The sequence below is a fragment of the Sphingobacterium kitahiroshimense genome (assembly GCF_025961315.1).
Taxonomy (GTDB): domain Bacteria; phylum Bacteroidota; class Bacteroidia; order Sphingobacteriales; family Sphingobacteriaceae; genus Sphingobacterium; species Sphingobacterium anhuiense.
On the sequence record NZ_JAOQNK010000001.1, the window covers coordinates 5,356,253 to 5,368,451 of the forward strand.

The 12,199-nt window shown below is 37.6% G+C and carries 5 protein-coding genes; all 5 read left to right on the plus strand.

Annotation, left to right across the window (positions count from 1 at the left end):
- Positions 1-37: 37 nt before the first annotated feature.
- Positions 38-1,243: a FecR family protein gene (locus M2265_RS23030; RefSeq protein ID WP_132770360.1), complete on the plus strand. Its 1,206-nt coding sequence runs from the start codon at positions 38-40 to the stop codon at positions 1,241-1,243.
- A 255-nt stretch (positions 1,244-1,498) separates the two neighbouring features.
- A complete protein-coding gene (locus tag M2265_RS23035) occupies positions 1,499-5,038 on the plus strand; it encodes a TonB-dependent receptor (RefSeq protein WP_243655420.1) in 3,540 nt (1,179 codons plus the stop codon).
- 27 nt (positions 5,039-5,065) lie between these two features.
- Positions 5,066-6,958 (plus strand): RagB/SusD family nutrient uptake outer membrane protein, encoded by a 1,893-nt coding sequence (locus M2265_RS23040; RefSeq protein WP_132770358.1) that lies wholly within the window; start codon positions 5,066-5,068, stop codon positions 6,956-6,958.
- Between the two features lie 782 nt (positions 6,959-7,740).
- Positions 7,741-10,812, plus strand: coding sequence for a SusC/RagA family TonB-linked outer membrane protein (locus M2265_RS23045; protein WP_132770356.1), 3,072 nt, complete (start codon positions 7,741-7,743; stop codon positions 10,810-10,812).
- 24 nt (positions 10,813-10,836) lie between these two features.
- Positions 10,837-12,198: a RagB/SusD family nutrient uptake outer membrane protein gene (locus M2265_RS23050; protein WP_132770354.1), complete on the plus strand. Its 1,362-nt coding sequence runs from the start codon at positions 10,837-10,839 to the stop codon at positions 12,196-12,198.
- Position 12,199: the final 1 nt, after the last annotated feature.

Genomic DNA, 12,199 nt, shown 5'->3' on the forward strand with positions numbered 1-12,199 from the left:
TAGTGCGATTAGTATAATAGAGCAAGGGAAATAAAAGATGTCCAAAGTAGAAGCATATAAAAATTTGATTCGCCAGTTTTATGCGAAGTCTGTCCCCGAGGATTCGAAAGCCCATTTTGCCCAGTATTTAGAAGATCCTGAGTTCTTAGAAGCATGGGAGCAGTTGATCGATGATGATGAATTAGATCGTGCTTCATCCTCAGAACCAGACGATGATCAATTATTTGATAAAATAAAATTCGATTCCCGAATTAAGGAATATTTAACGACAGTACCTCTGCGTAAAAAACTCATTTCCACAAAAGTTTTCAAAATTGCTATCGCATCCTTAATCCTGTGCACAACTGTGGGCAGTTTTTTAATTTGGAATATCAATCGTAAAAGCAACCCGACTCTGGTGAGTAATACTAAAGACTGGGTTGTTCCTGGAAAAGAAAGAGCTCAAATTATTTTAGAAAACGGTCAGGTTATCGACCTTGATAAAATTACAGGTGATACGGTTATTGATAATGGTGCATTCGAAATCCTAAAATTGGCGGACGGTTCAATTTCATATCGCATGAAAAAGGGTGATCATAATGAAAAAAAAATTGCCTACAATACAATTGTTACTCCCCGTGGCGGTGAGTATAATCTGAAATTACCAGATGGAACCAGAGTATGGTTAAATGCAATGACCACCCTTAGGTATCCCATTGTGTTTGATAAAATAAAGCGGGAAATTTATCTGCAGGGAGAAGCATATTTTGATGTAATGGCGCAGCAGGAAGATGGTCGGCGAATCCCTTTTGTTATTCATACTGGTGGTCAGGCGCTTGAAGTGCTTGGGACAGAATTTAACCTTCAAAATTATGGACAGGACATTGTAACAACCTTAGTTGAAGGTAAAGTAAAACTAAATTTTGTGGACAGTCGTCTTGATGATCAATATCTAGCACCAGCGGAACAGTCTATTTTTTATACCAAAGCAAATAAAGTGATTAAAAATACCGTTGATCCCTATTATTTTAAAGCCTGGAAAGATGGGAAATTTACTTTTAGCAAAACCTCCATTCAAGATGTAATGGGGATCATCAGTCGGTGGTATGATGTGGATGTCATTTATAATACTAAAATTGAAAATTTTGAATTTTCAGGCACAATATCTAGATACGAAGATTTTCGAAAACTGTTAAAGACCATCGAATTGGTAGGAGGTATACATTTTGAAATTGAAGGAAGAAAGGTATATGTCAAAAATTAAAGTAATAAAATAACCAATCGGAACTATACATATCGCTATTGAAGGGACGAATGTATAAGTCGAACATTAATAATACAAAAGAATTGGAAAGGGGTATACATTTCAAAATTGAAGGGAGGAAAGTATATATGGAAAAATAACGATACAAACTTTTAAAAAAAATTTCAGGAGCGTTGCGACCGCCCCTGAAGTTTTTGTCCTTTATAAGACAGCTGACAAATCAACTTATTACAAAAATTAAATTAAATCAACCGAATGCAAAAATACAAAAAAAATCGGTGGGGAATCCCTATGGAGTTTAAACAGATTTCCTCCCTTAAACCATTGGCTATGAAGTTGTCGATTGCGATCCCGCTACTATTTGCTACAAGTTTTCATGTTAGTGCTAATTCTTACGGTCAGAAGATCAATCTTAATAAGAAAAATGTGAATCTGGAAACTTTATTGAAGGATATACAGAAGCAAAGCGGCTATAATATATTATATAAAGAGTCTTTGATTGCTCACATTCGAAAAATAGATGTGAAATTTCAAAATATCCCACTTGAATTAGCACTTAATGATTTGTTGGGAAAATATCAGATTACTTACAAATTGATTGATAATAATATTGTGTTGAGTCAAAGTACTACGGCAAAAGTTCAAAGTACTCCTGCAGTGGTTGACAAGATGATACAAAAACAGATCAAAGGAAAAGTTTCGGATCAAAATGATCAACCTTTGGCCAATGTTACCATAAGTGAGGTAGGTACAAATAATAAAACATCCTCCGATGCGACGGGTTCGTTTAGTCTTTCGGTGAGTGGTGAAGCGACATTGCTCCATTTTAGCATGGTAGGTTACAAAAATAAGGATATCCAAATTGGGAATAACGAGTTTTTACAGGTTAAGCTAGAACAGACCATTATGGCGATGGATGAGGTAGTTGTAGTGGGATATGGTTCTCAGAAGAAAACTGTAGTTTCAGGCGCTATTGCTACTGTAAAGGGAGAAGATCTTGCTAAATCATCGTCAGTCAATCTTTCTAATTCTTTTGCAGGAAGATTGCCTGGAGTAACCGCCATGCAAAGTAGTGGCGAGCCTGGTGGAGATGGTTCTTCTATTCGTGTTCGTGGTATCAATTCCCTACCGGGAGGAAATACGAGCCCATTGATTGTAATTGATGGAGTTCCACAGCGCGCAGGAGGTTTTGACCGTATTAATCCTAACGATGTAGAGAGTGTGTCGGTGCTGAAAGATGCATCAGCAGCCATCTATGGCTCCCGTGCAGGTAATGGTGTTATCCTCATTACAACGAAGCAGGGTAAAGTTGGTAAAACGCAGTTTTCTTACGATTTTACTTACGGTATACAACGTCCGACACGTACACCTAAAATGGCCAATTCTGAGCAGTATACTTCTATTATAAACGAGGTAACGACAGTTTATCCCCAAGATAGTGATAAGTGGGGAGAAATTTGGAAAGCAATAAATACAGGTGATGGAAAATATACTTCTCCTACAGGAGTGATTGAGGCTGCATTTACACCAGAAGAGAGACAAAAATATGCTGATGGTTCAGATCCTTTACGTTATCCAAATACAGACTGGTTTGCTTCTACGATAAAAGATTGGTCGCCACAGCAGCGACATAATTTACAGATCAATGGAGGTACCGAAACTACCAAATATCTGATTTCATTAGGTTATTTAAATCAGGATGCGATCTACAAAAATTCAGCAACATATTATAAACAGTACGATTTGCGCGCAAACCTAGAATTTAAGTTGGGCAAATATGTTACCGCTAGACTTGGCATAACAGGTCGTGAAGAATCCCGTAATTTCCCTACACGCGGAGCGGGCACGATCTTTAGATCTTTGATTCGCGGTCTGCCAACTGAAATTGCGACCTGGCCCAATGGTCTTCCTGGCCCAGATTTAGAAAATGGTGCCAATCCGGTTGTAATAACCACTGGTGCAACGGGCTATGACAGAAATACAAGAGATTATTTGCAGAACACAGGTGCCATTGATTTTAGAATACCAGGTGTTGAGGGACTTAAATTAACTGGAACAGCTTCAATTGATAAATATTGGGCAAGATCGAAAAGATGGGAGACCCCGTGGACTCTTTATGATTGGGATAAGGTAAGTTTTGAGGCCGATGGAGTAACGCCATCACTGGTAGGGTATGTACCAAAAGGTATAGAGCCTAAAGCTCAGCTTCGTGAAGCGGCGGAGGATCAATTAGCAATCAATTTATCTGCTTTGTTATCCTATGAAAAGACATTAACAGGAGGGCATAATATCTCCGCGATAGCAGGGTTAACTCGTGAGACTGTCACCAATAATGGTTTTTACGCAGATCGTAAGGATTTCGCCTCGACATTAATAGAACAGTTAAATTTTGGTGATCGCGAACGGCAGACCTTGGGAAATGAGAATACTTACGATCGTGCACGTTTAAGCTACTATGGAAGGGTCAACTATAATTTTCAGGAAAAGTATCTTTTTGAATTTAATTGGAGAGTGGACGGTTCTTATGTTTTTCCACCTAATAAAAGATTTGGTTTCTTCCCTGGAGTTTCAGCGGGATGGCGGGTATCCGAAGAAGGTTTTTTCAAAGATAATGTTAGGTTTGTTAATAACCTGAAGTTGAGAGCATCTTGGGGCCAAATGGGGGCAGAAGCTTATTATGGTGGTTCTTTTCAAGAATATAAATACTTAGCATTGATGAATACCGGGCAGGGGGTATTCAGTGATAAACTCTATCAGACTTTATATGAGAGTACCATTCCTAACCCTAATTTCACATGGGAAGTAGCTAATAATAGCAATGTTGGATTGGATGCTTCTTTTTTAAATCATAAACTGGCGCTAGAACTGGACTTCTTTTATAATAAACGGACCAATGTTTTGACAAAGAATCCTGGAGTTGTACCTATCAGTTCGGGTATTTCGGGTAATCTGCCAATTGCCAACCTTGGCAATCTGATCAATAAGGGGTATGAGTTTAAATTGACTTATACCGATAAAATCGGTAATCTTTCTTTTAATGTAGGCGTTAATGGTGGTTATGCAAAAAACAATGTGCAATACTCCAGCGATGTTGTCAACACCTTACCCTATCAGCAACAGATCGGAAGAGTAACAGACTCTTGGCTAGTGTATCAATATGATGGTGTTTTCAAAGATCAGGCTGCTATTGATGCGAATACTGTAGATTACACAGCTTTAGGATTGAAAAATGGCAAGCTATTGCCTGGTGATATGAAATATGTCGATTATAATGGCGATGGTAAAATTACAAGTGACGATCGTGTGCGATTGGACAAAAATGGTACCCCAACTTTTACAGGAGGTCTTGTATTAGGCGGTGATTATAAAGGTTTTGATTTCAGTATACTGGTACAGGGGGCTACTGGTGGTATGCGACGAATGGGCCCTACAGAATCGGGATTAATAGGGAACTACCTGGAGTGGAATTATGATAACCGTTGGAGTATTGATAATCCGAGTGATGTTGATCCTCGACTTACCAACCGTTCGGATACTTATTATACAACAACCGATAATACCTACTGGATACGGAGCACCAATTATATCAGATTAAAGAATGTAGAGTTGGGATATAGTCTTTCCAGCAATTTGGTCAGTAGAATAGGGATGAGCTCCATTCGTTTTTATACCAATGGCATTAATCTGTTAACCTTTGATAAAATCAAAATTTGGGATCCTGAATCTGATAATAGTACGGGTCAATTCTATCCGCAATCGAAAATTATCAGTTTTGGCGTAAAGGCTATATTTTAATCAAATCATAAATAATAAAATAATAAAATGAAGACATTGATCAAAAATAGAATTCTTTATATGCTAGCAGTTATGCTATTGTTTATGACAGCATGCAGTACAGATTTTCTAAATGTAACACCTCGAAATGATTTTTCAGATGCCACCGTATGGCAAGATCCAGTGTTGGCTGAAAAGTTTGTTAGTGATATTTACAACGTATTTGAAGCAAGTAATTCCGGTTTCACAGAACAGATGCAGGCTTCTGCAACTGACGAATCATTATGGAACCATACCGATGCTTTTCTTTTGTTGAACACAGGTGCGATCAACGGTGCTAATGAAGGCTGGGGTGGTACATCAAGATGGTGGGAGCGTATGTACACCTATATCAGATTCAGTAATATTGCCATAGAAAGACTGGGAGATGACACCAAAAATGGTATTAGCGATATAAAAGTAAAAAATGAATTATTAGCACAAGCTTTCTTTATCCGTGCTTATTGTTATCACCAATTGTTAAGGTATTATGGCGGTGTGCCTCTTATTCTAAATAGTTATCCATACTCTGAAGACCCGATTATCTATCAAAAAGAACGGGCAACTTATGAAGCCTGTACAAATCAGATTTTAAAGGACTGTGATGAGGCTTACAAGCGTTTGGGGGATGGTAAACTTGAAAAAGGCAGGATTAATTCGTTAACTATTTTAGCGCTCAAATCAAGAACTTTAATTTATGCAGCAAGTGATTTACATGATCGAGCTAAACTTACTTCTAAGGTAACAGATCTAAATGACCTATCTGAAAAACTACCCTTATTGGCATATGCCGCAGGATCGCAACAAGATCGCTACCTTTTGGCACAAGCAGCAGCAAAAGCGGTTCTAGATGCAGGAACAGGATATAAGTTAAATCTTACAGCACCTGTTACTCCAGCACAAGGAAGATTAAATTACAAAAGTATTGCCATGGGAGGGGGAAGTAAAGCGCCAGATATGGATATCACGGCAGCATCAGATATACTATATGCCCGTTATTTTATCACGGAGCAGAGTTCTTCACATGCTAGAGATAATGGTCCCAATGGTTATAATAACTGGGGGGGAAATCAACCTATAGGTCTTTTGGTGGATGATTATGAAATGAATGATGGAACAAAATTTGACTGGAACAATCCCATTCATAAAGCCAGTCCTTATAAAAACAGAGATCCTCGTTTTTATGCATCCATATTATATGACGGTGCTGATTGGAAACCGAGAAATAATCCGATCGATCCAGCTAATCAGATACAAACAGGTGCTTACGATCTAATTTTAGCCGGTAAGTTGACAAAATTTTCAGGATTGGATACAAAACAAGGACCTAAAGAGGCACACAACGGAACTTGGACAGGATATTACATTCAAAAGTTTATTGACCCAGATCCAAATATTGTAGATGCTCAAGCAAGACAGTTTGTACCTTGGCCTTATTTTAGATATACAGAAGCAGTTTTTAATTATGTGGAAGCAAGTATTGAACTAGGGGAATTAGAAACAGCAAAAACCTGGCTGAATAAAATTAGGTTTAGAGCAGGTATGCCAGCTATCACTGCCACAGATCAAAATACGCTGAGGACAATATACCGTCAAGAAAGACGTATAGAAATGGCTTATGAACAGCAACGTTTTTTTGATGCCCGAAGATGGCTTATTGCTAATGAAACCATAGGACGAAAGGTCACTATTGTTAAAATTGATGCTACTTTCAAGCCAGGTAAGTCATTAGCAAATGTTTATAAATATGACGAGTCAATTTATAATTATACCTACACACCGCAAGAATTCAATACAAAAGAAAACCGGGTTTGGAAAAATCAAGTTTATTTTCTTCCGCTATCACGGGATGAAATTCGGAAAAATCCATTGCTTGTACAAAATCCAGGGTACGTGGAGTAATAGATTGTTTTAAGAATTAAAACTGAAATACATATTCCTAAATTTTAAAACATCTGAACATATGTTCAGATGTTTTTTTATTACGAGCTTACTACGAAACAAACATTACCGTTGTAACAGCCAACTAAAGAGGGTATATTTAAACTGATAAATATTTTAATTTGTGAACAACGATTTATTTTTTAATCTTTTGACTATCATAGCACTCAGTTCTCGATTTTAGCAGGATCAATAGAAATTTCAGATTTTGCCCGTAGCAAATATGAGGAAAAAATCATTCATGTATGATAGAACAGGAACATTAGTATGAGAATAAAAATAAGCTAAGTAAGCCTATACTTTAGTTTTTTAGTGTCCCTTTTATTAGCGTGAAATCTATTTTATTTATGAGTGTAATAAAATCTATAGGATTAGTAGTTTTTATTGGAATAAAAAATTATATTTGCAAAGTGTTTTAAAGAATAAGCACACTAAACCCTGATTAGAGACAGTCAGGGTCAATCACCTAACTAAAAAACAGCAGTATGAAATATTATTCTACGCTTGATGACTCAAACCTTTTTGGACATTATGAAGATGATGTTTTAATTTCTTCCTTAAATTTTTTCACCATCCTATTCCATTCCGAATACCTGGATTACGATTCTCGAATGTGTTGTTAAAACGACAAACTAACAAAAAGGGGAAGCAAGCTTCCCCCATTTTAAAAATTAGATGAGGTTCTGATTCCCAATTGGCGTTGTCGTCAGAAACCTTTTTTTACCTTAATTTTCTACAAGAATATGAAAAAAAATCAAAAGTATCTGATTTTTCAGGTACTCTTTGTCCTAACTGTGCATTTAGGGCAACCAACCTATTCCCATGCACAAAGTAAATCTACTCCTATTGTTAATGCGGCTTTTGAAGGGAAAGTTGTTGACCAGGTTAATGGAAACCCAATAGTGGGGGCGACTGTAAAGCTGCAAGGTGTGACACATTCTGTCCAAACAGATAGTCATGGAAATTTTCAATTTATTACGGGACAAAAATTACCAGCTACAGTCATCGTTTCTTTTCTGGGTTATCAATCGCAAACTGTAGAAATCACATCACCCAAAAGTATCATAAAATTATTGCCCACAGCTTCTAATTTGGATGAGGTTGTCGTTATCGGTTATGGAACAACAAAAAAACAGGATGTAGTTGGTGCCATCACAAAGATTAATGCAGGGGAAGTCAATAAAATACCTGTAGCCAGTTTTGATGCTCAGTTACAGGGGAAGGCAGCTGGATTACAGGTCGTAGCCAATTCTGGAGTTCCGGGAGAAGGTATATTTGTCCGTGTCAGAGGTACGACTTCTATTAATTCAAGCAGTGATCCGCTCTATATTATTGATGGAGTCTTTCTAAACAATACAAGCTTACAAAATGCAAATTTAGGAGGTCGTACTACATCCCCACTAGCCGATATAAATCCGGCAGATATTGAATCGATAGAAGTACTAAAAGACGCTTCAGCAACAGCAATTTATGGATCTAGGGGAGCTAATGGTGTTGTTATTGTAACGACTAAGCAGGGAAGTTATGGTGCAAAAACAAAAATTGATTTTAATCTTTCCAATGGTTTTGTTCAAGCGGATAAAGCGACTTTGCCACATTTGGCATCTGGACCAGAAACCGCGGCATTAGCGAATGAATGGTGGATTAATTCGGGGATCGATAAACCATCATTAAATCAAAACTTTTCTAACAGACCTTTTCGACCGGTTAACGAAGGAGGTCGTGGCCTACCTGAGGAGCAGCAGACCTATGATCGTTTAGATTTTATTCTAAGAAATGGACGTGTGCAAGATTATAGTTTAGGTATTCAAGGTGGAGGAAATAAGTCCCGATATTATATAGGTACTGGGTATACAGATCAAGAAGCATTTTTTAAAGTTATCGATTTCTCACGAGCAAATTTTAAGTTTAATTTTGATCAACAGCTAAGTGAACGCATTAAGATCGGAATTACAAGTAATATTGCTAGAACAAAAAGAAATCAAGCACGTACAGGTGACGGTCCGCAGGTCAGTTTGTGGAATTCTGCAGTTTCTTCGGCTACCTATACAGCGACACACGATCAGGAAGGGGTGGCTACAGGATCTGATAATACTTATGTATTAGTTGATAATTATGATGTCAATACATTAAGTTTACGTTATATCGGAAGTGTTTTCGCTGAAGCAGATATACTTCCCGGTTTAAAATTCAGGAGCAGTTTTAGTGCTGATTACAACAAATATGATGAAAATCAGTACTGGAATACCAATACTAGTATTGGAAGAGCTAACAATGGACAAGCAACGTCAGGAATTTCTGAAAATACCACTTGGATTAATGAGCAGACCTTAAACTATCAAAAACAATTCAATAGCGTTCACAAAATTACGGCTTTAGTGGGCAATACCTTGCAGCATAATACTTTGAATTATTTGTACGCAGAAGGTAATGGATTTGCCAACAATAGTTATAAATTAATTTCTTCAGCTTCTACCCGTACTTCATCTCAGGACTGGACAGCTTACTCTATTGCTTCTTTTTTCGGAAGAGCAGGATATCAGTATTCCGATAAATATTTTGCAGAAGCGACATTAAGAGCTGATGCTTCCTCCAAATTTGGAAAAAATAATCGTTGGGGATATTTTCCAGCTTTCGCGCTTGCTTGGCGACTGAAGCAAGAGGACTTTTTGAAAGATGTAAACTGGTTAAATGACCTGAAAATTAGAACATCCTATGGAATTACAGGTAATCAGTCAGGGATCAGCAATTTCGCTTCACGGGGACTTTGGTCCGGAGGTAGTTCGTATGCCGATGTTATCGGTTCTCCTTTACCAGGTATAGGGCCTCAGCAACTTGGTAATGATGACTTGAAATGGGAGACAACAGCACAGTATAATATCGGTTTTGATGCAGAGTTATTTAAAAATAGATTATCTATTACCCTGGATGTTTACGATAAATATACTTCCAATATTTTACTGCAACAACCGATTAAGACTTCTTCTGGTTTTTCCCAGTATTGGGCCAATGTTGGCGAAGTGAGTAACAAAGGTTATGAGTTGACTATTAATAGTGTTAATATTCAAAATCAAAATTTTACGTGGAAAAGTAGTTTCAATATCTCAGGAAATAAAAACAAAATAGAAAAACTACCGACCCAAATTACGCAGTATACACGTGATTGGGTGATTTTAAAAGAAGGACAATCTTTGAATTCATTCTGGCTCTATGAGCAGTTATCTGTTGATCCTAAAACCGGAAATGCCATATTTGATGGTCAGCTGGAAGATGGAACAGTTCCAGTAAATGCCCGCAAAATTATGCATAATGCATATCCTAAATTTTATGGGGGTTTAAATAATTCGTTCAGCTATAAAAGCTTTGATCTCAGCGCAGCGCTGTCTTATCAATTTGGTAACTACACTTTAAATCTGGAGCGCTATTTTAGAGAACGTAACCCTACTAGCGGGGGAGTATTTGAAAATGTGCTAAACCGTTGGCAAAAAGATGGTGATATTACCGATGTGCCCAGATTAACATCGATAGGGAATAACTATACCATTGATCAGAACAGCCGTTATTTAGAGGACGCATCCTTTGTAAGGCTTAAACAATTGTCGATAGGGTATACACTGCCGAAATCTTTCTTGAGTAAAGCTGGAATTAGTAATGCTCGGATATATTTTCTAGGCTCGAATTTGTTCCTTTGGACAAAATATACAGGAGATCCTGAATCTAATGTTACCTCAAATCCGAATGCACAGGGACTTGGATCATTCGGAACTCCACCTCAGCCCAGAAGCTTTCAGCTTGGATTTAACCTAACACTATAATTTCACCTAAGATAAAAATAACAGATGAAAATTCTTAAATATAGCTATATATGGACTTTGGCCGTGACGTTTACACTGTCCTCATGCGAGAAATTTTTGGAAATAGATCCTCGGATTTCTACCTCTGATCAGGTGACAATCAATGATGAAAATTCTGCACACACTGCCGTTAGAGGGATATACAATCAGTTGCAGTCAGACGGATATTACGGGTATACATTTCAGACTATCGGTTTTTTCTCCGGCGATAATATTGAATATACAGGAAGCCAGATTGTGAACCAATCTTTAACCAATCACAGTGTAAGAGCAGATTTACCCGCTTTAGCCACAGCATGGACTGCGATATACAATACGATCAACCGTGCGAATAATGTGATTGCTAAAGTACCGGCCCTATCGGTTACTCCAACTTTTACAGATGCGGTAAGAAATCAACTGGTCGGAGAAGCCTATTTTCTTCGGGCATTGTCTTACTTTGATCTAGGTAGAACCTGGGGTGGGGTACAGCTTGTCTTAGTCCCAACATCTTCTTCCAGCAATCTAGAGAATTTAAAAAGATCTTCTTTAGCAGATACCTACCGGCAAGTACTGGCAGATTTGATAAAAGCAGAAGAACTTTTACCCAATAGTACCAATCGTATCCGTGCAACCCGTAGAACAGTTTGGGCACTTCGCGCACGCTACCATCTATATCGGGAGGAATGGAAAGAAGCAATTACTTATGCCAGCAAATTAATTGATGATAAAAGTAATTATAATCTTTTAACACCTTACTCTTCATTTTTTGCAGACAATGCTTCAGGAACAAATGAATCCATATTGGAATTATATTATACAACCAATGTCGTTAATACCCAGGCTTATCAATGGCAACCCAGTACAAAGGGAGGTGTTGGCTGGATCCGACCTTCAATGGGAATTGTTAATTTATTAAATAATAAATCGATCGCGGGAACGCGTCAATCTTTAATTTCTAAAGTAGTATTAAATGGTGTGGACAATTGGTTCGGCAATCTCTATTATAGAACTAATGGAACAGATCCAGCATATCTGATCCGAATAGCTGAACTATACTTGATCCGTGCGGAGGCATATGCGCAGGATAATGATATTGCCAAATCTCTTGCAGACTTAAATGTAATCAGAAAACGTGCCGATATTCAGGAACTTAATATAGCTGATAAAGCAACATTATTATTAGCCATAGAACAGGAGAACCGGATTGAGTTTGCATTTGAAAATCATCGCTGGTATGACCTAGTGCGCACAAGACGTGCAAAAACAGTTCTTGGAATAGATGAAGATTTTCGACTTCTTTTACCAATTCCGTATGCGCAGATTCTGATCGATAAAAATCTAGAACAAAATCCTCAATATAAATAAA

Bases quoted from the DNA above. Each gene is read 5' to 3' on its own strand.
- M2265_RS23030 (WP_132770360.1), top strand. From the start codon at position 38: ATGTCCAAAGTAGAAGCATATAAAAATTTGATTCGCCAGTTTTATGCG.
- M2265_RS23035 (WP_243655420.1), top strand. From the start codon at position 1,499: ATGCAAAAATACAAAAAAAATCGGTGGGGAATCCCTATGGAGTTTAAA.
- M2265_RS23040 (WP_132770358.1), top strand. From the start codon at position 5,066: ATGAAGACATTGATCAAAAATAGAATTCTTTATATGCTAGCAGTTATG.
- M2265_RS23045 (WP_132770356.1), top strand. From the start codon at position 7,741: ATGAAAAAAAATCAAAAGTATCTGATTTTTCAGGTACTCTTTGTCCTA.
- M2265_RS23050 (WP_132770354.1), top strand. From the start codon at position 10,837: ATGAAAATTCTTAAATATAGCTATATATGGACTTTGGCCGTGACGTTT.